The sequence below is a fragment of the Streptomyces sp. NPDC048111 genome (assembly GCF_043202815.1).
Taxonomy (GTDB): Bacteria; Actinomycetota; Actinomycetes; order Streptomycetales; family Streptomycetaceae; genus Streptomyces.
On sequence record NZ_JBIDBD010000036.1, the window covers coordinates 35238 to 58605 of the forward strand.

General features: G+C 71.1%; 19 protein-coding genes and 1 tRNA gene. 16 read left to right on the forward strand and 4 right to left on the reverse strand.

The annotated features are described in order from the left end of the window. The first annotated feature begins 999 nt into the window (after positions 1–999). Genes ACGF3I_RS31885 through ACGF3I_RS31900 form a run of 4 tightly spaced genes read left to right on the forward strand, consistent with a single transcriptional unit; the run spans position 1000 to position 6050 of the window. Positions 1000–2448, forward strand: coding sequence for a pyridoxal phosphate-dependent decarboxylase family protein (locus ACGF3I_RS31885; protein ID WP_393138185.1), 1449 nt, complete (start codon positions 1000–1002; stop codon positions 2446–2448). After that, entirely contained in the window at positions 2432–3727 is a 1296-nt protein-coding gene (locus ACGF3I_RS31890) for a lysine N(6)-hydroxylase/L-ornithine N(5)-oxygenase family protein (RefSeq protein ID WP_393138187.1), read from the forward strand. The genes ACGF3I_RS31885 and ACGF3I_RS31890 overlap by 17 nt, the downstream gene beginning before the upstream one ends. Further along, positions 3724–4284 carry a GNAT family N-acetyltransferase gene (locus ACGF3I_RS31895; RefSeq protein WP_393138189.1) on the forward strand — a complete coding sequence of 187 codons (561 nt, stop codon included), beginning with the start codon at positions 3724–3726 and terminating at the stop codon, positions 4282–4284. The genes ACGF3I_RS31890 and ACGF3I_RS31895 overlap by 4 nt, the downstream gene beginning before the upstream one ends. After that, positions 4281–6050: an IucA/IucC family protein gene (locus ACGF3I_RS31900; RefSeq protein WP_393138191.1), complete on the forward strand. Its 1770-nt coding sequence runs from the start codon at positions 4281–4283 to the stop codon at positions 6048–6050. The genes ACGF3I_RS31895 and ACGF3I_RS31900 overlap by 4 nt, the downstream gene beginning before the upstream one ends. An 89-nt stretch (positions 6051–6139) precedes the next feature. On the opposite strand, the gene ACGF3I_RS31905 is transcribed toward ACGF3I_RS31900, so the two are convergent. After that, entirely contained in the window at positions 6140–7732 is a 1593-nt protein-coding gene (locus ACGF3I_RS31905; RefSeq protein ID WP_393138193.1) for a beta-N-acetylhexosaminidase, read from the reverse strand. 238 nt (positions 7733–7970) lie between these two features. On the opposite strand from ACGF3I_RS31905, the gene ACGF3I_RS31910 reads away from it, so the two are divergent. After that, positions 7971–8252, forward strand: coding sequence for a hypothetical protein (locus ACGF3I_RS31910; protein WP_053723696.1), 282 nt, complete (start codon positions 7971–7973; stop codon positions 8250–8252). 58 nt (positions 8253–8310) lie between these two features. Beyond that, on the forward strand, positions 8311–10128 hold the full coding sequence (gene glmS / locus ACGF3I_RS31915; protein WP_393138195.1) for a glutamine--fructose-6-phosphate transaminase (isomerizing): 1818 nt from the start codon (positions 8311–8313) through the stop codon (positions 10126–10128). Between the two features lie 186 nt (positions 10129–10314). Here the strand turns inward: glmS and ACGF3I_RS31920 are convergent, their stop codons facing one another. Beyond that, positions 10315–10836, reverse strand: coding sequence for a universal stress protein (locus ACGF3I_RS31920; protein WP_393138197.1), 522 nt, complete (start codon positions 10834–10836; stop codon positions 10315–10317). Positions 10837–11283: 447 nt separating this feature from the next. On the opposite strand from ACGF3I_RS31920, the gene ACGF3I_RS31925 reads away from it, so the two are divergent. The 4 genes from ACGF3I_RS31925 to ACGF3I_RS31940 all read left to right on the forward strand — a co-directional run bounded on the left by ACGF3I_RS31925 (position 11284) and on the right by ACGF3I_RS31940 (position 14064). Next, a complete protein-coding gene (locus ACGF3I_RS31925; protein ID WP_393138199.1) occupies positions 11284–11607 on the forward strand; it encodes a hypothetical protein in 324 nt (107 codons plus the stop codon). Between the two features lie 387 nt (positions 11608–11994). Beyond that, positions 11995–13245: a helix-turn-helix domain-containing protein gene (locus ACGF3I_RS31930; RefSeq protein WP_393138201.1), complete on the forward strand. Its 1251-nt coding sequence runs from the start codon at positions 11995–11997 to the stop codon at positions 13243–13245. A 10-nt stretch (positions 13246–13255) separates the two neighbouring features. Beyond that, positions 13256–13858 carry an oligoribonuclease gene (gene orn / locus ACGF3I_RS31935; protein WP_393138203.1) on the forward strand — a complete coding sequence of 201 codons (603 nt, stop codon included), beginning with the start codon at positions 13256–13258 and terminating at the stop codon, positions 13856–13858. A 133-nt stretch (positions 13859–13991) separates the two neighbouring features. Continuing rightward, positions 13992–14064: transfer RNA gene (locus ACGF3I_RS31940), tRNA-His, on the forward strand. Between the two features lie 94 nt (positions 14065–14158). Here ACGF3I_RS31940 and ACGF3I_RS31945 read toward each other — a convergent pair. Continuing rightward, positions 14159–15190: a LacI family DNA-binding transcriptional regulator gene (locus ACGF3I_RS31945; protein WP_393138205.1), complete on the reverse strand. Its 1032-nt coding sequence runs from the start codon at positions 15188–15190 to the stop codon at positions 14159–14161. 251 nt (positions 15191–15441) lie between these two features. On the opposite strand from ACGF3I_RS31945, the gene ACGF3I_RS31950 reads away from it, so the two are divergent. From ACGF3I_RS31950 to ACGF3I_RS31975, 6 genes are all read left to right on the forward strand, one after another. Then, positions 15442–16761, forward strand: coding sequence for an extracellular solute-binding protein (locus ACGF3I_RS31950; RefSeq protein ID WP_393138207.1), 1320 nt, complete (start codon positions 15442–15444; stop codon positions 16759–16761). Between the two features lie 2 nt (positions 16762–16763). Continuing rightward, on the forward strand, positions 16764–17759 hold the full coding sequence (locus ACGF3I_RS31955) for a carbohydrate ABC transporter permease (protein ID WP_393138209.1): 996 nt from the start codon (positions 16764–16766) through the stop codon (positions 17757–17759). Next, positions 17717–18598, forward strand: coding sequence for a carbohydrate ABC transporter permease (locus ACGF3I_RS31960; protein WP_393138219.1), 882 nt, complete (start codon positions 17717–17719; stop codon positions 18596–18598). The genes ACGF3I_RS31955 and ACGF3I_RS31960 overlap by 43 nt, the downstream gene beginning before the upstream one ends. A gap of 72 nt (positions 18599–18670) precedes the next feature. After that, entirely contained in the window at positions 18671–20083 is a 1413-nt protein-coding gene (locus ACGF3I_RS31965; RefSeq protein ID WP_393138211.1) for a GH1 family beta-glucosidase, read from the forward strand. Between the two features lie 125 nt (positions 20084–20208). Further along, the gene (locus tag ACGF3I_RS31970; protein WP_393138213.1) at positions 20209–20994 is read left to right on the forward strand and encodes a MerR family transcriptional regulator; all 786 of its coding nucleotides are present in this window, start codon (positions 20209–20211) and stop codon (positions 20992–20994) included. Positions 20995–21006: 12 nt separating this feature from the next. Next, positions 21007–21171 (forward strand): hypothetical protein, encoded by a 165-nt coding sequence (locus tag ACGF3I_RS31975; protein ID WP_393138215.1) that lies wholly within the window; start codon positions 21007–21009, stop codon positions 21169–21171. Between the two features lie 68 nt (positions 21172–21239). Here the strand turns inward: ACGF3I_RS31975 and ACGF3I_RS31980 are convergent, their stop codons facing one another. Then, entirely contained in the window at positions 21240–22733 is a 1494-nt protein-coding gene (locus ACGF3I_RS31980) for a cellulose binding domain-containing protein (protein WP_393138217.1), read from the reverse strand. Positions 22734–23368: the final 635 nt, after the last annotated feature.

Here is a 23368-nt window from a genome sequence, read left to right on the forward strand (position 1 = left end):
CTGCCCCCTGCGCCCCCGGGGCCGCTTGCCCACACCGGGCGTTGCACCAGCCGGGCCCTGGGGCTCCGCCCCAAACCCCCCGGGGGCTCGCCCACCCGCCCGCCCGTAACGGGGGTCGGATAGGCCCGGCCCCTGGGGCTCCGCCCCAGACCCCGAGGCGCTCGCCCACCCGCCCGCCCGTGCAGCGGGTTGTACCGGCTGAGCCCTGGGGCTCCGCCCAGACCCGCTGAGGGCTCCGCCCCTCGAAGCCCAGCGGGGGCTCCGCCCCCAGCACCCCTGGGGCGCCTGCCCACCCACCCGCCCGTGACGGGGGTCGGATAGGCCCGGCCCCTGGGGCTCCGCCCCAGACCCCCTGAGGGGCTCCGCCCCTCCAACCCCGGCGGAGGCTCCGCCCCCAGCAGCCCCGCGCGGGGACTTCGCCCCCTGCACCCCTCTCGGGGGCTGCGCCCCCGGACCCCCTTCGCGCCTGAACGGCGCTCGTCCTCAAACGCCGGACGGGCTGAAATGCCCGATGCGGGCCGGCACCGGCCCTGCCAGGGGCGCGGGGAACTGCGCGAGAAGCGACCACGGTTCGCACCCGACCGAGGGCTTAGAGGCGCGGGGACCTACGCCAACCCCGGGCACCCCCAGCACCCCAGGGGCGCGAGGAACTGCGCGAGGCGACCCCGGATGCACATGCGGGCCGACACCAGCCCTGCCAGGGGCGCGAGGAACTGCGCAACCAACCACGCACGGCCCGAGGCCGACAGCGGGTTCAGGGGCGCGAGGAACTGCGCGAACCGGGCCCGCCAGCACCCCCCAGGGGCGCGGGGAACTGCGCAAAAAGGGCCGCACCGCGCGCACCCCGGGCCAATTCCGCACCCCCGCACGGGAGTTGAGCCCCCCGCACACCCCCCAACCCCCACATTGAAAACCAAACTTAGGTTAGGCTAACCTCACCAAGAGCCAGCCCCCACCCCACCCCCAAGGGGCCGGCCCCCCACCCCGGGAGGACCCCCCATGCGTTCGCACCTGCTCAACGACACGACCGCGGAGCACTACCGCCGCTCCGTGACCGAAGGAGTCGAGCGTGTGGCCCGCAAACTCGCCTCCACCCGGCGGCCCTTCAGCGGCGTCGGTGTGGACGACCTCGCCCCCCTCATCGACCGCATCGACCTCGACGCCCCGCTCGGCGACGCCTCCGCCGTGCTCGACGAGCTGGAGGACGTCTACCTCCGCGACGCCGTCTACTTCCACCACCCCCGCTACCTCGCCCACCTCAACTGCCCGGTCGTCATCCCGGCCGTCCTCGGGGAAGCCGTGCTCTCGGCCGTCAACTCCTCGCTCGACACCTGGGACCAGAGCGCCGGCGGCACCCTCATCGAACGGCGGCTCATCGACTGGACCGCGGGGCGCATGGGCCTCGGACCGGCCGCCGACGGCGTGTTCACCAGCGGCGGCACCCAGTCCAACCTCCAGTCGCTGCTGCTCGCCCGCGAGGAGGCCAAAACCTCCGACCTCGCGAAGCTGCGCATCTTCGCCTCCGAGTGCAGCCACTTCAGCGTGCAGAAGTCCGCCCAGCTGCTCGGCCTGGGCCGCGACGCCGTCGTCTCCGTGCCCACCGACCACGACAAGCGCATGCAGACCCTCGCACTCGCCCGCGCCCTGGAGCGCTGCGTGGCCGAGGGCAAGGTGCCCATGGCGGTCGTCGCCACCGCCGGCACCACCGACTTCGGCTCCATCGACCCGCTCCCCGGCATCGCCGCGCTCTGCGCCCGGTACGGCGCCTGGATGCACGTGGACGCCGCCTACGGCTGCGGGCTGCTCGCCTCCCCCACCCCCGCCCGCCGCGCGCTGCTCGACGGCATCGAGCACGCCGACTCCGTCACCGTCGACTACCACAAGTCCTTCTTCCAGCCGGTGAGTTCGAGCGCGGTCCTGCTCCGTGACGGCAGCACCCTGCGGCACGCCACGTACTACGCGGACTACCTCAACCCGCGCCGTGCGGCCGAGGAGCGCATCCCCAACCAGGTGGACAAGTCGCTCCAGACCACCCGGCGCTTCGACGCCCTGAAGCTGTGGATGACCCTGCGCACCATGGGCGCCGACGGGATCGGGTCGCTCTTCGACGAGGTGTGCGAACTCGCGGAGGCAGGGTGGCGGCTGCTGGCCGGGGACCCCCGTTTCGACGTCGTGGTGCGGCCCTCGCTGTCCACCCTCGTCTTCCGCTACATCCCGGCCGCCGCCACCTCGCCCGCCGAGATCGACCGGGTCAATCTGCACGCCCGCAAGGCGCTCTTCGCCTCCGGCGAGGCCGTCGTCGCCGGGACCAGGTCCGGCGGGCGCCAGTACCTGAAATTCACCCTGCTGAACCCCGAGACGAGCGTCGAGGACATCGCCGCCGTCCTCGATCTGATCGCCGGCCACGCCGAGCAGTACCTGGGAGAGAACCTTGTCCACGCGTCCTGAAGCCCCCGGCACGTCCGAGGCGTACGACTTCATCGGGATCGGGCTCGGCCCCTTCAACCTGGGTCTCGCCTGCCTCACCGAACCCATCGAGGAGCTGAACGGCCTCTTCCTGGAGACCAAGCCCGACTTCGAGTGGCACTCCGGAATGTTCCTGGAGGGCGCCCACCTCCAGACGCCGTTCCTGTCCGACCTGGTCACCCTCGCCGACCCGACCTCGCCGTACTCCTTCCTCAACTACCTGAAGGAATCGGGGCGGTTGTACTCGTTCTACATCCGCGAGAACTTCTATCCGCTGCGCACCGAGTACAACGACTACTGCCGCTGGGCCGCCGGAAAGCTCAGCTCGGTCCGCTTCGGCCGGACCGTCGAGACCGTGACGTACGACGACGCCAGCGAGCTGTACGCCGTGCGCACGACCACCGGCGACGTCTTCCGCGCGCGCCGCCTCGTCCTCGGCACCGGCACCCCGCCGCACATCCCCGAGCCGTGCCGGGGCCTCGGCGGCGACCTGCTGCACAACTCCCGCTACCTGGAGCACAAGGAGGCGCTCCAGGCCAAGGAGTCGATCACCCTGGTGGGCTCGGGGCAGTCCGCCGCCGAGATCTACTACGACCTGCTCTCCGAGATCGACGTCCACGGCTACCGGCTGAACTGGGTGACGCGCTCGCCCCGCTTCTTCCCGCTCGAATACACCAAGCTCACCCTGGAGATGACCTCACCGGAGTACGTCGACTACTTCCACGCGCTGCCCGAGGCCACCCGCTACCGGCTCGAATCGGCGCAGAAGGGCCTCTTCAAGGGCATCGACTCGGAGCTGATCGACGCCATCTTCGACCTGCTCTACCAGAAGAACCTCAAGGGCCCGGTTCCCACCCGGCTGCTCACCAACTCGGCTCTGCACGCGGCCAGTTACGACACCACGACGGGTACGTACACGCTCGGGCTGCGCCAGGAGGAGCAGGAGAAGGACTACACCCTGAGCACCGAGGGCCTGGTGCTCGCCACCGGCTACCGGTACGCCGAGCCCGCGTTCCTCGCGCCGGTCTCGGGGCGGCTGCGCCGTGACGGACGGGGGCGCTTCGACGTGGCCCGCAATTACTCCATCGACACCACCGGACGCGGCGTCTTCCTCCAGAACGCCGGCGTGCACACCCACTCGATCACCTCGCCCGACCTCGGCATGGGCGCCTACCGCAACGCGTACATCATCGGCGAGCTGCTCGGCCGCGCGTACTACCCGGTCGAGAAGTCCATCGCCTTCCAGGAGTTCGCCATATGAGCAACGCTTCCCCCGTCGGCACCCTCGCCCTCCGCCCGCTCGACCCGCTGCGCGACGCCGAACTCGTGCACTCCTGGGTGACGCACCCCAAGTCCGCGTTCTGGCTGATGCAGGACGCCCGGCTCCAGGACGTCGAGCGCGAGTACATGGCCATCGCGGCCCACCCGCACCACGACGCCTTCATCGGGCTGCACGACGGCACACCCGCCTTCCTGATGGAGCGCTACGACCCCGCGCACGTCGAACTGACCGGCCTGTACGAGGCGTTGCCCGGCGACGTCGGCATGCACTTCCTGGTCGCCCCGACCGACACCCCGGTGCACGGCTTCACCCGGGCCGTCATCAGCGCCGTGATGGAGGAGCTGTTCGCGGACCCGGCCACCGAGCGCGTCGTGGTCGAGCCGGACGTGCGCAACACGGCGGTGCACGCCCTGAACGAGGCGGTCGGCTTCGAGATCGCCGAGCGCATCGCCAAGCCGGAGAAGGACGCCTACCTGTCCTTCTGCACCCGAGAGCAGTTCCGTACGGCCCGTAGCCGAGAGGCGGCAGCACGATGACCACCGACAGCACGGTCACCCACCTCGCCCCCGGGCCGTGGGCCGAGGCCAACCGGCTCCTGATCCGCAAGGCGCTCGCCGAGTTCGCCCACGAGCGCCTGCTCACTCCGGAGCCGCTGGGCGGCGACCGGTACCTGGTCCGCGCCGACGAGGGTCCCGTCGAGTACCACTTCTGCGCCCGACGGCTCGCGCTCGACCACTGGCAGGTACTGCCCGAGTCGATCGAGCGGCACGGCAAGGACCGTGAACTCCCGCTGGACGCACTGGACTTCTTCCTCGACCTGCGCTCCTCGCTCGGCCTGAGCGACGCGATCCTGCCGGTGTACCTGGAGGAGATCTCCTCCACCCTGTCCGGCACGGCCTACAAGCTGACCAAGCCGCGCGTCGGCTCCGCCGAGCTCGCCCGGTCCGGTTTCCAGGCCATCGAGACCGGCATGACCGAGGGCCACCCCTGCTTCGTCGCCAACAACGGCCGGCTCGGCTTCGGCAGCCACGAGTACCTCGCGTACGCCCCGGAGACCGCGCACCCGGTGCGGCTGCTGTGGCTGGCGGCCCGGCGCGACCGCGCCACGTTCACCGCGGGCGCGGGCCTCGACCACGAGACGCTGATGCGCGAGGAGCTCGGCGCCGCGACCCTGGACCGCTTCGCGGCCCTGCTCACCGGACGGGGCCTCGACCCGGCCGACTTCCACCTCCTGCCGGTGCACCCCTGGCAGTGGCACAACAAACTGTCGGTCACCTTCGCCGCCGAGATCGCCCAGGAGCGCCTGGTGCTGCTCGGCGAGGGCGACGACGACTACCTCGCCCAGCAGTCGATCCGTACCTTCTTCAACACCAGCGACCCGGCCAAGCACTACGTCAAAACGGCCCTCTCGGTCCTCAACATGGGCTTCATGCGCGGGCTTTCGGCCGCCTACATGGAGGCGACGCCCGCGATCAACGACTGGCTCGCGGGGCTCATCGCGGCCGACGACACGTTCGGCGCGGCCCGGTTCTCGATCATCCGCGAGCGGGCGGCGATCGGCTACCGCCACGAGCAGTACGAGCGGGCCACCGACCGCTACTCCCCCTACCGCAAGATGCTGGCCGCCCTGTGGCGCGAGAGCCCGGTGCCCTCACTCGCACCGGGCGAGCGCCTCGCCACGATGGCCTCGCTGCTGCACACCGACCACGAGGGCGCCTCGTTCGCGGGCGCCCTGATCGCCGGGTCGGGCCGCACTCCGGCCGCCTGGCTGCGCGGCTATCTGGACGCCTATCTGGTGCCGGTGCTGCACTCCTTCTACGCGTACGACCTGGTGTTCATGCCGCACGGCGAGAACGTGATCCTGGTGCTGGCCCAGGACGGCACGGTCTCGCGGGCGATCTTCAAGGACATCGCCGAGGAGATCGCGGTGATGGACCCGGACGCGGTGCTGCCGCCGGCCGTGGAGCGCATCCGCGCGGACGTCCCCGAGGACATGAAGCTGCTCTCCGTCTTCACCGACGTCTTCGACTGCTTCCTGCGCTTCCTGAACGCGGCGCTGGTCACCGAGGGCGTCATGGAGGAGCCGGAGTTCTGGCGGACGGTGGCCGCGTGCGTCACCGCCTATCAGGAGTCGAAGCCGGAGCTCGCCGACAAGTTCAAGCAGTACGACCTGTTCGCACCGGACTTCGCGCTGTCCTGCCTCAACCGCCTCCAGCTGCGCAACAACGAGCAGATGGTGGACCTGGCCGATCCGGCGGGCGCCCTCCAGCTGGTCGGCACCCTGCGCAACCCGATCGCCTGATCCCTGCCGCGTCCCACGGCGCACACGACGGCGCCGGGGTCCCCTCACGGGGCCCCGGCGCCGGTTCGGACGCGTGGGTCGGACCGCGGTCAGACCCAGGGCACCAGCGGCGAGCGGTAGAAGCCGATGCCGAGCGCCGTCATCCTCGGGCCCTGCTGCGCGAGCCGCACCTTGTAGCCGGCCCAGTCGTGGGTGGCCGCGGGCGACCAGCCGATCTCGGCGATCCCCTGGAGCCGCGGGAACGCCATGTACTCGAGCTGCGCGCTGGTGGAGAGCGTCTCCGTCCAGATCGGGGCCTCCACCCCGAGCACGGCCCCGGCCGGCACGTCCTTGACGAAGGTGTCCGGGTCCCAGGCGTAGGACTTGTCGACCTCGACGTATCCGGCCCAACTGGTGCCGAGCGGCGACTTCGCGTCGTACTTCATGTCGAGATAGGCCCGGTTGGCCGGCGACATCACGAGCCGGGTCCCGGCGTGCGCGGCGGCGGCGACCTCCGCCTCGTTGCCGAGGGTGCCCCAGTACTGGGCGACGGCCCCCTTCACCGGGTTGGCGTCGGTGATCTGGTGCCAGGCCATCACGGTCTTGCCGTACGTGCCGACGACCGGCTGGGCCCGGCCCATGAAGGCGGCGTAGTCCTCCTTCGAGGTGGACTTCGCCTCGTCCCCGCCGATGTGGAAGTAGCGGCCCGGAGTGAGGGCCGCGACCTCGCGCACCACGTCGTCGAAGAACCGGTACGTCACGTCCTTGGGCACGCACAGCGAGCTGAACCCGACGCTGGTGCCGGTGTACGGCGGGGGCGCGACGCCGTCGCAGTTGAGCTCGGCGTAGGAGGCGAGGGCCGCGTTGCTGTGTCCCGGGGTGTCGATCTCGGGCACGACCTCCATGTAGCGGGAGGAGGCGTGGGCGATGATCGCCCGGTAGTCGGCCTGGGTGAAGAAGCCGCCCTTGCCGCCGCCGACCTGCGTCTGGCCGCCAACGGCGGCGAGCCTCGGCCAGGAGTCGACGGCGATCCGCCAGCCCTGGTCGTCGCTGAGGTGCAGATGCAGCTCATTGATCTTGTAAAGGGCCAGCTGGTCGATGTAGCGCTTGACCTGGTCGACGGTGAAGAAGTGCCGCGAGACGTCGATCATCGCGCCGCGGTAGGCGTAGCGCGGGGCGTCGGTGATCGTGCCGCCCGCGACCTTCCAGGGGCCGCTCTGCCTGGTCCGCTTCTCGACGTTGGCCGGCAGCAGCTGGCGCAGGGTCTGTACGCCGTGGAAGAGGCCGGCGGGTTCGTTGGCGGCGATGGTCACCGAGCCGCGCACGGAGGTGAGCCGGTAGCCCTCGTCGCCCAGCGCGTCGTCGTCGGCGCCGAGCAGCAGGCGGATGCCGTCGCCGCCCCGGGCGTCGGTGACCGGCAGGGCGTATCCGGTGGAGGGGCGCAGCACGCCCGCGAGGTAGTCGCCGATCCGCTGCGCCTCGGGCGATCCCCCGGCCACCCTGATGCGGGTGCCCGGGGCGATGGTGAAGGGGGAGCCGCCCGGCGAGACGTCGGCGGGAGCGGGCACGATCTGGCCCAGCGGGCGGGGGGCGCCGGCCGCGGCCGGGGCGGCCGAGGCGCCGCCACTGGCGAATCCGGCGCCCGCCACCAGGACGAGGGAACCGATGAGCCGGGCGAATGTCCTGCGCTGTCTCTGTCTCACCAGCGGTTCCCTTCCAGGGGGTCGCGCAACTGTGGGGGCCGAGCAACCGAACACTGTCCATGGGACCCGCCACCCCACTCCGGGTCAAGACGCCACCCGGCCTCCCGGGCCCCACGGTCCCGACCGGACCCTATCCCCACCACCGCTCTGGTCCAGACCAGATGCGTGATCATGAGAATCCTGCCCGAAATCGGGCAGGATTCTTGCGTACGGCGGCGTCAGACCGCAATATCGACGGGTGCTCGAACGCCGCAACCCGTCGTCCCACGACGACCTCGTGGATCACCTGGTGCGCAGCACCGCGCTCCAGCGCGGTGAGGCCGCCCGGGTGGTGCTCGAGGTGCTGGCGTACTTCGACGAGACGTGCGAGGAATTCGTCCGCCGGCGCCACCGGGAACTGCAGTCCGGGGGCGCCGTGAACGCGGAGATCTTCGAGCGGATCGCGGCCGAACTGCCGCACCGCGCCGTGGCGCCACCGGAGCTCTCGCTCCGGCAGCTGCGCCGCATCGTCTACGGCTGAGACGCGGCCGGGCACGGCTGGGCTTGTACTTGTACGTCGATGGAGGGGCAGAGACTCTATGTGCGGAATCGTCGGTTATATCGGTAGGCGTGATGTGGCTCCGCTGCTGCTGGAAGGCCTGGCGCGGCTGGAGTACCGGGGTTACGACTCCGCGGGCATGGTCGTCAACACCCCCAAGTCCGGGGCCCTGAAGATGGTCAAGGCCAAGGGCCGCGTCCGCGACCTGGAGGCCCGCGTCCCCAAGCGCTTCGCCGGCACCACCGGTATCGCCCACACCCGCTGGGCCACCCACGGCGCGCCCTCCGACGTGAACTCGCACCCGCACCTCGACCCCGAGAACAAGGTCGCCGTCGTCCACAACGGCATCGTCGACAACGCGGCCGACCTGCGCAGCAAGCTGGAGGCCGAGGGCGTCGTCTTCGCCTCCGAGACCGACACCGAGGTCATCACCCACCTGATCGCCCGCTCCCAGGCCGACTCCCTCGAGGAGAAGGTCCGCGAGGCGCTCAAGGTCATCGAGGGCACCTACGGCATCGCCGTGATGCACGCCGACTTCGCCGACCGCATCGTGGTGGCCCGCAACGGCTCCCCGGTCATCCTCGGCATTGGCGAGAAGGAGATGCTCGTCGCCTCCGACGTGGCCGCCCTCATCGCCCACACCCGTCAGGTCGTCACCCTCAACGACGGCGAGATGGCGACCCTGAAGGCCGACGACTTCCGGACGTACACGACGTCGGGCACGGTCACCAACGCCACCCCGGAGACCGTTGAGTGGGAGGCCGCCTCCTTCGACATGGGCGGCCACGACACGTACATGCACAAGGAGATGAGCGAGCAGGCCGAGGCCGTCGACCGCGTCCTGCGCGGCCGCATCGACGACCGGTTCTCGACCGTCCACCTCGGCGGCCTGAACCTGGACGCCCGCGAGGCGCGCGGCGTGCGCCGCATCAAGATCCTGGGCTGCGGCACCTCGTACCACGCCGGCATGATCGGCGCCGGCCTCATCGAGGAGCTGGCCCGCATCCCCGCGGACGCCGAGCCCGCCTCCGAGTTCCGCTACCGCAACCCGGTCGTGGACCCCGACACCCTGTACATCGCGGTCTCCCAGTCCGGCGAGACGTACGACGTGCTCGCGGCCGTGCAGGAGCTCAAGCGCAAGGGCGCCCGGGTCCTCGGCGTCGTGAACGTGGTCGGCTCCGCGATCGCCCGCGAGGCGGACGGCGGCACGTACGTGCACGCCGGCCCGGAGGTCTGTGTCGTCTCGACCAAGTGCTTCACCAACACGGTCGTCGCCTTCGCCCTGCTCGCCCTGCACCTCGGCCGCATCCGTGACCTGTCGGTCGCCGACGGCAAGCGGATCATCGAGGGCCTGCGCAAGCTGCCCGGCCAGATCGAGGAGATCCTGGCCATGGAGCCGGAGATCGAGAAGCTGGCCAAGGAGTACGCCGGCGCCCAGTCGATGATGTTCATCGGGCGCGTGCGCGGCTACCCGGTCGCCCTGGAGGCCTCCCTGAAGCTCAAGGAGATCTCCTACATCCACGCCGAGGCCTACCCCGCCTCCGAGCTGAAGCACGGCCCGCTCGCGCTCATCGAGCCGGCGCTGCCGACGGTCGCGATCGTCCCCAACGACGACCTCCTGGAGAAGAACCGCGCCGCCCTCGAGGAGATCAAGGCGCGCAGCGGCCGCATCCTCGCGGTGGCCCACGAGAACCAGGAGAAGGCCGACCACACCATCGTCGTGCCGAAGAACGAGGACGAGCTGGACCCGATCCTCATGGGCATCCCGCTCCAACTCTTCGCCTACCACACGGCGTTGGCGATGGGCCGCGACATCGACAAGCCGCGCAACCTGGCCAAGTCGGTCACGGTCGAGTAGCCGGCCGTCCCGGTAGGGACATACGGAAACGGCGACCCCCGTCCTGACGGGCGGGGGTCGCCGTTCTGCGTGCCGGCCCTGCCCACGACGGAGGTGAATCGGCTGATGACACAAGGGAATTGACGAGCAGTCAGCCGCACGCGGCTCCGACCTCGGCCGGGGCGACGACGGGTTGACGACGACGGGCTACGGAATGACCACGACCGGGCGCTGCGCCCGCCGCGCGAGCCGGCCCGCCACCGAGCCGAAGAGCCGCCCGACGAGTCCGTGCGTGGAGCCGACCACGATCGCGTCGGCCGCGTACTCCCGGCCGACCTCCTCCAGCTCGTGGCAGATGTCGCCGCCGCGCTCCACCAGGATCCAGGGGACCTCGGCGAGATAGTCGGCACAGGCGAGTTCGAGCCCGAGGACCTCGGTGCGGTGGTCGGGCACATCCACGAAGACCGGCGGCTCACAGCCCGCCCACACCGTGGTGGGGAGCCGGTTGGCCACATGGACGATGATCAGGCCCGAGCCGGAGCGCTTGGCCATGCCGATGGCGTAGGCCAGGGCCCGCTCACTGGAGGTCGAGCCGTCGAAGCCGACGACCACGCCATGGCGGAACGCGGGATCGCAGGAATGACGTGTTTCTGTCGCCGCCTGGAGGTCCGACGTGGGGTCGGCTACCTGCTTGCGGTCCGCGGGTTCGGAGAATTCGTGACCGGCCATGGGTGTCTCGGCGAAAGAGGTCCTCAGTCGAGGGACAGCGGGGACTGGTGAGCAGGAACAACGAGTCGGTGACGGAGCTGTGTCCGGGAATCATCTTCCCAAGCCCATACCCCCAAGGGTACGGCGCCACTCCTTTCCTGCCCAGAGCCGCCGAACCTACTCGGCGTTCCCCGGAGCATGCACGAGGCGGCCCCGGATGGCAATGCTCTGTGCCCTCTACAGCGGTCCCCTCCGGCCGGGCGGCGCCGCCGTAATGACGATCTTCGAGTGACCGGACCCGGCGGTTCCGCGTTAAGGGGCGTGATCACCCCGACCCCGATCAGGAAGCACCTCCTCGTGCCCCCTCCCCCGGTCGCCCCCTCGTCCACCCACCCCGCTGCGCCCCGCGCACACCACCGGCCGTCCGGCCCGCCGCCCGCGGCTGATTCCCTACGTACCGCTCGGTCCGTGAACGTAGAACGATTCCGGACGCCCGTCGCACGGCCCCCGGCCGACCCGGGCGACGACGTCGTGCGCTGGGCGGCGTTCAGCTGCGTCCTGGTCCCCGTGGTGCTCGTCGTGTACGGGTCCTCGTTCGCGGGGGCGGCCGGGTCCGCCCTGGGCCTGATGGCCGTGACCACGGTGTGCCGGCTGCTGCTGCGCCAGTCCGAGCGGGCCGCCGCCGACGAACGGGCGCGGCGGGCTCCCGCGGCGCCCGGGCGGCACGGCCGCGGGGCTCCGGGCGGGCCGCGCGGCGGACGTCACGGAGGGAGCCGTACACCCGAGGGGTGATGCGTTCGCACACCTGGACCCGTATGTTTTCGGCCAAGTTCCCCCCGTGGGGGATTCCTTGGCCAAATGGCCTATCAACCCCCTTGCCACCAGGGAGGAAAGGACCAATGCGGCCTCTGACACCATACGGGTACGGGCCATCCCCAGGAGGCGCACTTCCCCTACGGGGCCCACGAGTGAAACGCTTCGTGATCGAAAGCTTCGCGCCAAGTTGCCTTGTCGACATAGCGCTGGGTGCCGGACTTGTCACGCCGGCACCACGGGACGCAGTAGATTCGATCATGCGTATCGAAGGCTGGGGACTCGTGCAAAACCGAGGGGAAAAGTGCAGGAGCGACAGGCCCGACAAGAACGGGGAGCCGCGAACACCGAGGGGGGCTTAGCGCCATGAGCCAGGACTCCGCTGCCGCATCACCGGAGACCGCAAGGAAGCTGGCCGGCCGCCGACGCCGGGAAGTTGTCGCCGTACTGCTGTTCAGTGGCGGCCCCATCTTCGAGAGTTCCATTCCGCTCTCCGTGTTCGGGATCGACCGACAGGACGCGGGAGTTCCGCGTTACAGACTGCTGGTGTGTGCCGGTGAGGAAGGACCCCTGCGGACCACAGGGGGACTCGAACTCACCGCGCCCTACGGTCTGGAAGCCATCAGCAGGGCGGGAACGGTGGTGGTGCCCGCGTGGCGTTCCATCACCTCTCCGCCCCCGGCGGCCGCGCTCGACGCGCTGCGCCGCGCACACGAGGAAGGGGCAAGGATCGTCGGGCTGTGCACCGGCGCGTTCGTGCTCGCCGCGGCCGGTCTGCTCGACGGCCGCCCGGCGACGACGCACTGGATGTACGCGCCGACACTGGCCAAACGGTATCCATCCGTACACGTGGACCCGAGGGAGCTCTTCGTCGACGACGGGGACGTCCTCACCTCGGCCGGAACCGCGGCCGGAATCGACCTCTGCCTGCACATCGTGCGGACGGACCACGGCAGCGAGGCGGCCGGCGCGCTGGCCCGCAGGCTCGTCGTGCCACCGCGCCGCAGCGGCGGGCAGGAGCGCTACCTCGACCGGTCTTTACCCGAGGAGATCGGCTCCGACCCGCTGGCCGAGGTCGTCGCCTGGGCGCTGGAGCACCTCCACGAGCAGTTCGACGTGGAGACCCTGGCCGCGCGGGCGTACATGAGCCGCCGTACCTTCGACCGTCGTTTCCGCTCGCTGACCGGATCGGCCCCCCTCCAGTGGCTGATCACCCAGCGGGTCCTGCAGGCCCAGCGCCTGCTGGAGACGTCCGACTACTCCGTGGACGAGGTGGCGGGCCGCTGCGGCTTCCGCTCCCCGGTCGCGCTGCGCGGGCACTTCCGCCGCCAGCTCGGCTCGTCCCCGGCGTCCTACCGCGCGGCCTACCGGGCCCGTCGTCCGCAGCCGGAACCCAGCTCGGGTCCCGTCGCGGTGCCGATGCCGGCCGCGGTGGCCGAGACCGTTCCTCCCCAGGCGCTGCCCCAGGCCCGGCGGACGGCGGCGGCCAGTGCGGTGCTGGGGCCCTCCGCGACCTCGCACACCGGACCGGAGCCGGGCAAACCGAGCTCCGATCTGTACGCCTCCGGGTACACCGGCGGTCGTGCGAGTCTGCCCGGCCAGCGGAGCGCCCCGTAGGGTAAGACACATGAACGACCGCATGGTGTGGATCGACTGCGAGATGACCGGGCTCTCGCTGGCGGACGACGCACTCATCGAGGTGGCCGCACTGGTCACCGACTCGGAGCTGAACGTGCTCGGCGAAGGGGTGGACATCGTGATCCGTCCCCCGGACGCCGCGCTGGAGACCATGCCGGAGGTGGTGCGCGCCATGCACACCGCCTCCGGGCTCCTCGACGAGCTGGCCGGCGGCACCACGCTGGCCGACGCCGAGGAGCAGGTCCTCGCGTACGTACGTGAGCACGTCAAGGAGCCGGGCAAGGCGCCGCTGTGCGGGAACTCGGTCGGCACCGACCGCGGCTTCCTGCTGCGGGACATGCCGAGCCTGGAGTCCCACCTGCACTACCGCATCGTGGACGTCTCCTCCGTGAAGGAGCTCGCCCGCCGCTGGTATCCGCGGGCGTACTTCAACAGCCCCGACAAGAACGGCAACCACCGGGCGCTGGCGGACATCCGTGAATCCATCGCGGAGCTCCGCTACTACCGCGAGGCGATCTTCGTCCCGCAGCCCGGACCGGATTCCGACACCGCGAAGTCCATCGCGGCGAAGCACGTCCTGCCTGCGGAGTAGCCCTGCGCAGGGGGCCTGGGAGGGTGCCTCGAAACATGTGCGCGAGCACCCTCCCAGACCCTGTACACTTTTTCTCGGCCGGTAGGGAAGCCCCCAGGGACTTCTCAAGACCACAACAGTCCGGTCATGCATGGTGGGTATAGCTCAGCTGGTAGAGCACCTGGTTGTGGTCCAGGATGTCGCGGGTTCGAGTCCCGTTACTCACCCTGAATGAAGAGGGCTCGGATCGTGAAAACGATCCGGGCCCTCTTTGCGTCGCCGCCCCGGCCTCTTTCCGGAGGCCGCTCCGCGGGGCCCCGCCTACGAGGACGCCCGCACCACCAGTTCCGTCGGCAGTACCAGGCTGCGGCGGGTCGGTTCGGTGGCGGTGATCTCGGTGAGGAGGAGCTGGGCCATCGCGCGGCCCATTTCCTCGATCGGCTGGCGCACGCTGGTGAGCGGCGGGTCCATGTGGCGGGCTATGGCCGAGTCGTCGAAGCCGATCAGGGCGGTGTCCTCGGGGATGCGACGGCCGTGTTCGCGCAGCACCTGGCGGGCGCCCGACGCCATCACGTCCGAGGCGGCGAAGACCGCGTCCAGCTCGGGGGCGCGGGCCAGGAGCTCGGCCATCGCGCGCCGGCCGCCCTCCTCGGTGAAGTCGGCGTGGGCGGCGAGCTCGACCAGGCCCCCCTCGGCGAGCGCCGCCCGGTAGCCGTCGAGGCGGCGGCGGGCCCCGTACACGTCGAGCGGCCCGGTGATCGTGGCTATGCTGCGCCGACCGCGCGCCAGCAGGTGCGAGACCGCGGCCCTGGCCCCCTCGTAGTTGTCGGAGTCGACCGAGGCGAGCGGCTCGTCCTCGCGGCGCCGGCCGCTGATGACGACGGGGATGCCGAGCTGGTCGAGCAGGTCGGGCAGCGGGTCGTCGGCGTGCACCGAGACCAGCAGCACGCCGTCCACCCGGTGCGAGCCGAGGTACTGCGCGAGCCTGCGCCGCTCCCGGTCGCCGCCGACCAGGGTGAGCAGCAGCTGCATCTCGGTGTCGGCCAGGGCGGCGCCCACCCCGCGCACGATGTCGGAGAAGTACGGCTCGGCGAAGAAGCGGGCCTCGGGTTCGGGGACGACCAGGGCGATGGCGTCGGTGCGGTTGGCGGCGAGCGCCCGGGCCGCGCGGTTGGGTACGTAGCCCAGTTCGGCGACGGCGGCCTCGACGGCGGCGCGGGTCTCCTCGCTGACCCGGGGCGAACCGTTGATCACCCGGGACACCGTGCCCCGGCCGACCCCGGCCCGCGCGGCCACTTCTTCGAGGGTGGGCCGCCCCGCGCTCCGGCCCCTGGCCGTGCGAGCTGCTGTCACGTCTGCCTCCCCAACTCGCGCAACTGACGGTGAAAGTAACAGCCCTGGCGGGCGACGGACGACATCCCCAGTCGTTGCGCGGTCCCTTGACAGTCCACGAGGGAGCCGCGACTCTTCAACACATCACGGCTGGGAGCGCTCCCACACTAGTAGGTCCCTACACCTTCCGCATCCTTTCCGCCCGCGCCGACCGCCTCAACCGGCTTGGCCCGGACGACAGTTGGAGGAAGCACATGCGCACGCGTACACGTATGTCCAGACGCCTCGCGGCCCTCGCGGCCGTGGCCGCGCTCGGCACCGGCCTGCTCGCCGGCTGCGCCGACGACGGCTCGGGCCCGGCGGCCGGCGGCTCCTCCGGAGGCGGTGGCGGCGGCGGGGGCAGGACCACGCTCACCGTCGGCGTCTTCGGCGCGTTCGGCCTGAAGGAGGCCGGGCTCTACGACGCGTACATGAAGCTCCACCCGGACATCGAGATCAAGCAGACCTCGATCGAGCGCAACGAGAACTACTACCCGCAGCTCCTGACGCACCTCGGCACCGGCAGCGGGCTCGCCGACATCCAGGCCGTCGAGGTCAGCAACATCGCCGAGGTCACCGCCACCCAGAGCGGCAAGCTGGAGGACCTATCGAAGGCGTCCGGTGTGAACAAGGACGACTTCCTGCCCTGGAAGTGGGCGGAGGCCACCACCAAGGACGGCAGGACGGTGGGCCTCGGCACCGACACGGGCCCGACCGGCATCTGCTACCGCAAGGACCTCTTCGCCAAGGCGGGCCTGCCCACCGACCGCGAGGCCGTGGGCAAGCTGTGGGCCGGCGACTGGAACAAGTACCTGGAGGTCGGGCGGCAGTACAAGGCGAAGGCGCCCTCGGGCTCGGCCTTCGTGGACTCCGCCTCCGGCGTGCTGAACTCGATCACCGGCTCCAGCGCGATCCGCTACTACGACGAGGACGGCAAGGTCGTCTACAAGTCGAACCCGGCCGTCAAGCAGGCCTGGGACACCGCGGCCGCGTTCGCCACCGGCGGTCTGACCGCCAAGCTCCAGCAGTTCCAGCCGACCTGGGACCAGGGCTTCGCCAACGCCTCCTTCGCCACCGTCTCCTGCCCGGCCTGGATGCTCGGCTACATCCAGGACAAGGCGGGCGCCGCCGGCAAGGACAAGTGGGACGTGGCCGCCGCGCCCAAGCCGTCCAACTGGGGCGGGTCGTTCCTGACCGTCCCGTCGTCGGGCAAGCACAAGGCGGAGGCCGCCAAGCTCGCCGCCTGGCTGACCGCGCCCGCCCAGCAGGCCACCCTGTTCGAGAAGCGCGGCAGCTTCCCGAGCGCCAAGGCCGCGTACGGGCTGCCCGCCGTGGCCGACGCCAAGCACGCCTACTTCGGGGGCGCACCCATCGGGCAGATCTTCGCGAAGGCCGCCGAGGGCACCCCCGTGCAGATCCTCGGCCCGAAGGACCAGATCATCCAGCAGAACCTCTCCGACATCGGCATGCTCCAGGTCGACCAGAAGGGCAAGTCGCCGCAGCAGGGCTGGGACGCCGCGGTGAAGGCGCTCGACAACGCGCTGGACCAGTGACGATGGCGAGCGACACCACGGCCGCCGTGCCCTCCCCCGCCCCCGGGCAGGAGGGCACGGCCCCCGCCCGGGCCCGCGCGCAGGAGCGGCGCAGCCGCCGCTACCGGCGGGACGTGCGCTGGAGTCCGTACGCGCTGATCGCGCCCTTCTTCCTGTTCTTCGCGGCCTTCGGCCTCTTCCCCCTCCTCTACACGGGCTGGGCCTCGCTGCACCAGGTCGAACTGACCTCGCCCAACGACATGACGTGGGTGGGCCTCAGGAACTTCACGCGGCTGCTGTCCGACGACTTCTTCTGGAACGCGCTGCGCAACACGTTCACCATCGGGGTGCTCTCCACGGTGCCCCAGTTGCTCGTCGCGCTCGGCATCGCGCACCTGCTCAACTACAAGCTGCGCGGCTCGATGTTCTTCCGGGTCGCCGTCCTCACGCCGTACGCCACCAGCGTCGCGGCGGCGACCCTGGTGTTCGTGCTGCTCTTCGGCCGCGACTACGGAATGATCAACTGGGCGCTCGGCCTTGCCGGGTTCGGCCACGTCGACTGGCAGAACGGCACCTGGACGTCCCAACTGGCCGTCTCCACCATCGTCATCTGGCGGTGGACGGGTTACAACGCGCTGATCTACCTGGCCGCGATGCAGGCGGTGCCCGCCGATCTGTACGAGTCGGCTGCCCTCGACGGGGCGTCGCGGTGGCAGCAGTTCCGCCATGTGACGATTCCGGCGCTGCGCCCGACCATCCTGTTCACCACGGTCGTCTCGACGATCGGCGCCACCCAACTGTTCGGCGAGCCCCTGCTGTTCAGCGGATCCGCGGGCGCCACCGGCGGCTCGGACCACCAGTTCCAGACGCTCGGGCTCTACCTGTACGAGCAGGGCTGGGTCAACCTCCACCTGGGGCGCGCCTCGGCGATCGCCTGGGCGATGTTCCTGATCCTGCTCCTCATCGGCGCGGTGAACTGGCTCGTCTCGCGCATGCTGCACAAGGGGATGACAAGTTGAGCGCCCAGCGTGCCGGCCGCCATCTGCACGGCGGCCGCCTCACCTACGCCGTACTGGCCGTGTTCACCGCCGGGTCGCTCTTCCCGCTGGTGTGGACGGCGGTGGCGGCCTCCCGCACCAACACCCGGCTCGCCCAGACGCCACCGCCGTTCTGGTTCGGCGGGAACCTCTTCCGCAACCTGCGGATCGCCTGGACCGACGCCAACATGGGCACGGCCCTGCTCAACACCACGATCGTGGCCGGCTCGATCGCGGTCGGCACGGTGTTCTTCTCGACGCTGGCCGGCTTCGCCTTCGCCAAGCTGCGCTTCCGCTTCAAGAACCTGCTGCTGGTCCTGGTGATCGGCACCATGATGGTGCCGCCGCAGCTCAGCGTCGTACCGCTCTACATGATGGTGGCCGAGCTGTCCTGGACCGATCAGCTCCAGGCGGTCATCCTGCCCACCCTGGTCAGCGCGTTCGGGGTGTTCTTCATGCGGCAGTACCTGGTGGAGGCGCTGCCCGCCGAGCTGGTCGAGGCCGCCCGGGTGGACGGGGCGAGCAGCTGGCGCGTGGTGTGGCACATCGTGTTCCCGGTCGCCCGGCCCGCGATGGCGGTGCTCGGGATGCTGACCTTCGTCATGGCCTGGAACGACTTCTTCTGGCCGATCATCGCGCTGACCCAGAACGGCAGCCCCACCGTCCAGGTGGCGCTCACCGGGCTGGGCCGCGGCTACATCCCCGACCAGTCGGTCATCATGGCCGGCGCCCTTCTCGGCACGCTGCCGCTGCTGCTCGCCTTCGTCCTGTTCGGGCGCCAGATCGTGGGCGGCATCATGCAGGGCGCCGTGAAGGGGTGACGCGGGCCGATGCCCCCAAGTCCCCTTGTTCTCCCGCTCATTGGGAAGTCTTCAGCTCGTTGGGAGTGACGCATGTCCGATCGCTTTCCGCCCGGGTTCCTCTGGGGCGCCGCCACCTCCGCCTACCAGATCGAGGGGGCCGCCGCCGAGGACGGCCGCACCCCGTCGATCTGGGACACCTTCAGCCACACCCCCGGCCGGACCGCCGGCGGCGACACGGGCGACATCGCGGTGGACCACTACCACCGGATGCGCGAGGACGTCGCCCTGATGGCGGAGCTCGGTCTCACCTCGTACCGCTTCTCGGTGTCGTGGTCGCGGGTCCAGCCCACCGGGCGCGGGCCCGCCGTCCAGCTCGGCCTGGACTTCTACCGGCGCCTGGTGGACGAGCTGCTCGACCACGGCATCGTGCCCGCGCTCACCCTCTACCACTGGGACCTGCCCCAGGAGCTGGAGGACGCGGGGGGCTGGCCGGCCCGCGACACCGCGGCGCGCTTCGCCGAGTACGCGGCGCTGGTGGGGGACGCGCTCGGCGACCGGGTCGAGCGCTGGATCACCCTCAACGAGCCGTGGTGCAGCGCCTTCCTCGGCTATGCCTCCGGTGTCCACGCCCCCGGCCGCACCGAACCGGCGGCCTCGCTGCGCGCCGCCCATCACCTCAACCTGGCGCACGGGCTGGCCACTTCGGCCCTGCGCGCCGTACTTCCCTCGCGCGACCAGGTGGCGGTGAGCCTCAACTCGGCGGTGATCAGGCCACGTTCACAGGAACCGGCGGACCTGGAAGCGGTGCGCAGGATCGACGACCTCGCCAACGGCGTCTTCCACGGGCCGATGCTGCACGGCGCCTACCCGGCGGGCCTGTTCGCGGACACCGCGTCCGTCACCGACTGGTCCTTCGTGCACGAGGGCGACCTGCGGGCGATCCAGCAGCCGCTCGACGCGCTCGGCCTCAACTACTACACGACGTCGCTGGTCTCGGCGTCCGACCCGGGTGCGACGGACTCCCGCGCCGACGGGCACGGCGCGAGCGCCCACTCGCCGTGGCCGGGCGCGGACGCGGTCACCTTCCACCAGCCACCGGGCGAGCGCACCGCGATGGGCTGGAGCATCGACTCCTCCGGCCTGTACGACCTCCTCCTGCGCTACACCAAGGAGGCGCCCGGCCTGCCGCTTCTGGTCACCGAGAACGGCGCGGCCTGCGAGGACGTGCCGGGGCCCGACGGCGCGGTGCACGACGCGGACCGCATCCGCTATCTGCACGACCACCTGGCGACGGTGCGCCGGGCGATGGAGGCGGGGGCCGATGTGCGGGGCTACTACCTGTGGTCCCTGATGGACAACTTCGAGTGGTCGTACGGCTTCGGCAAGCGCTTCGGCGCGGTGTACGTGGACTACGCGACGCTGGCCCGCACCCCGAAGTCGAGCGCGCGGTGGTACGCGGAGCTGGCCCGTACCGGGGAGCTGCCCCCGACGCCCGCGGCCTGACGCCCCGGGCCGGCGGGCACGGTGCTCGAACCTCACGTCATGGGGCTCGAACCTCACGTGACGGGGCTCGAACCTCATGTCACGGGGCTTGAACCTCACGTGGCGTGAGGATGCACAGTGGCTCCATGAGCGAATCCACCTGGAAGGTGGGCCCGCTGGCCGAGGCCAGTGGGCTCACCGTGCGCACCCTGCACCACTGGGACACCATCGGGCTGCTCTCGCCCTCGCGCCGCACCGCCGGCGGACACCGGGAGTACACCGAGGACGACGTGGTGCGGCTCTACCAGGTGCTCGCGCTGCGCGGCCTGGGACTCGGGCTCGACACCATCGCCGTCTGCCTGGAGGCGGGGGTCGACCCGACGCGGGTGCTGCGCGACCACCGCGAGAGCGTCGAGGCCCAGCTCGCCGCGCTCGCCGGCCTGCGGGACCGGCTCGTGCGGATCGAGCAGGAGGTGGCCGCGGGGCGGACCCCGACGACCTCCGCCGTCCTCGACGCGCTGCGCGCGACCGGCACGTCGAGCTCCGTCGCGCACCAGGCGGTGCGCCGCCACCTCGACGACGACCAGCTGCGGGCCCTCGGCGACCACAGTGCGGCGCTCGGCCCGGCCGCGCACTATCTCCTCGAAGTCGAATGGCCCGAACTGTACCGGCGGGCCGAGGAGTTGAGGGCCGGCGGCACCCCGCCCACCGATGCCCGGGTGCGCGGGATCGCGACCCGGATGGACGAGCTGAGTGCCCTGTTCAGCGGCGGCGACCGCACGATCTCCTCGGGCGTGCGGGCCGCGTGGCGCGAGGACCCGGCGGCCCTTTCGGGGGACGCCTCGGCGCGGCCGGGCCAGTGGGACGACCTCACGGAGTACCTCGACGCGGCCCGCCAGAACCCTAACCCACCCACTGCACAAGGCACTTGAGAGGTCGACACCATGAACAAGTACTCACTCCTGCCGTTCCTCCTGATCGTCGTCCCGCTGGTGTGCGCGCTCGCGGCGTTCGGGGTGATCGGGTGGGGCGTGGTGGTGGCGGTGGTGATCGCCGTGGCCGTACTCGCCCTGGTGGTGCGGGCGATCGGCCGCGCCTCCACGCACTGAGCGCGCCCCGGCCGACGTGGGGGAAGACGTACTTCGGCCGGGACGCGCCGGTTCGGTGGGGCCAGGGGCTACCGGTAGGCGCCGAAGGCCTTGGTGAAGGCGAGCGGCTCCTGGACGATCGAGGAGCAGGTGGGGTCGGCGGAGTTCTTGGCGCCGCCCGGGCACTGCTTGTCGCGGGCGGCGGACCACATCGACAGCGCGCCGAGCCCCTTGGCCCTGGCGAACTCCACGAGCTGGGTGGCGTCGGCGACGGTGAACTTCTCGACGCCGACGTCGTTGACGCCGATCATCGGCGTGACCGCGACCGCCTTCCACGCGGCGGCGTCGGACAGGCCCAGAACTCCCTTGATCTGCGCCTGGGTCGCCGTCGCGGCCTGGATCGCGTAGTCGCCCATGTCTCCGCTGTAGGCGGGCCCATAGTCCATCGCCATGATGTTGACGGCGGAGACCTTCACCCCGTTCTTCCCGGCGTCGGCGACGAGGTCGACACCGGGCTGGGTCAGGCCTTCCGGCATCACGGGCAGGGTGAAGGACACGTCGAGCCCGGGGTGCGCCTTCTGGAGCTTGGCGATGGCCTGCGCGCGGCGGGTGTTCGCGCCGGTGTCGGGCAGGGCCGCGCCCTCGATGTCGAAGTCCACCTTGGTGAGCTTGTACGCGTCGATGACCTTGCCGTACGCGGCGGCCAGCTCGTCGGCGCTCTTGCAGACCAGGCCCAGTTCGGAGCCGGAGGCGCCGCCGAAGGAGACCCGGACGTCGCCGCCCTTGGCGCGCAGCGCGCCGATCTGCGCGGCGACCTTGTCGCTCGCCGGGTCGGTGACCCCGCCCCACAGCGGGGTGCAGCCGCCCCCGGAGGTCACGAAGGCGAGGGTGAACTGCTTGACACCGGTCTTGGCGGCCGTGTCGACCAGGTCGTACGCCGGATAGAGCGAGGTGTCGACGTACGGGGCGAACCCGGCGGAGCCGGTCGTGCCGCTGCCGGAGGACTTGCTCGGGGTGGGTATCGGGGTGGTCGGCTCGGAGGGCCGGGTGGTCGGCTTCGTGGTGGGTTCGGTGCTCGCCGACCGGGAGGGCGCGGGGGTGGGCCGCTCGCTCGGCCGGCCGCTGGGCTGCGGGGTGGCGCCGGTGTCGACGGAGCACGTCTCCTGGTCGATGAGGCAGCCCGTGGGGTCGCCCGCGGTGCCGTTCGCGGAGGTGACGAAGCCGATGGTCACGGATTTGCCGGGGGCCAGGCCGCCCTTGTCCCAGCTCGGGGGCTTCACGGTGACGTGCCGGCCCGCGACGGTCTGCTCGCCGTTCCAGAGGGAGGAGAGGGTGGTGCCGGCGGGGAGATCGAACTCCAGGGTCCAGTCGGTGAGGGTCTTGGCGGTGCCGTTGGTGATGACGTACTGCCCGGTGTAACCGCCGGTCCAGCTGCTGGTCTTGGTGTACGCGGCGCCGAGGTCCGCAGCCTGGGCGGTGCCGGTGAGCGCGAACGCGGCGCCGCCGACGACCGCGGCCGCGGCCACGCCGCCGATCACCTTGGTCTTGCCGCTTGCCCTGCGCCGGTGCGTACTGGTGGCCATGCCGTGCCTGCCTCTGCGTTGCGGGGGGGGTTCTGTTCTGGGGGTGCGGGCAGCACGCTAGCTTCGGGGAATCGGACAAATGCCTTGTTGGGGGTGGGGGTTGGGGATCTTAGGGTGGGCTTAAGGGTGGGATCGGCGAAGGTTAAGCCCTGCGGGGCGAGCCCTGGGGCTGCGCCCCCGGCCCCCCGGGGTGTTTGCCCACCCGCCCGCCCGTGACGGGGGTCGGACGGCCCCGGCTCCCTGGGGCTCCGCCCCAGACCCCGGCGGGTTTGCCCACCCACCCGCCCGTGCAGCGGGTTGACCCAGCTGAGCCCTGGGGCTGCGCCCTAGACCCCCAGCGCGCTTGCCCACCCACCCGCCCGTGACGGGGGTTGGAGGGTGCCAGGCCCTGGGGCTGCGCCCCAGACCCCCAGGGGGCTGCCCACCCGCCCACCCGTGACGGGGGTTGGACGGTTCCGGGCCCTGGGGCTGCGCCCCAGACCCCCTGAGGGGCTCCGCCCCTCGGACCCCGGCGGGGGCTGCGCCCCCTGCACCCCCCTTCGCGCCTGAACGGCGCTCGTCCTCAAACGCCGGACGGGCTGAGGTGGCCTGGTGCTGCCCAGCACCAGGCAGTTAAGGGGCGCGGGGAACTGCGC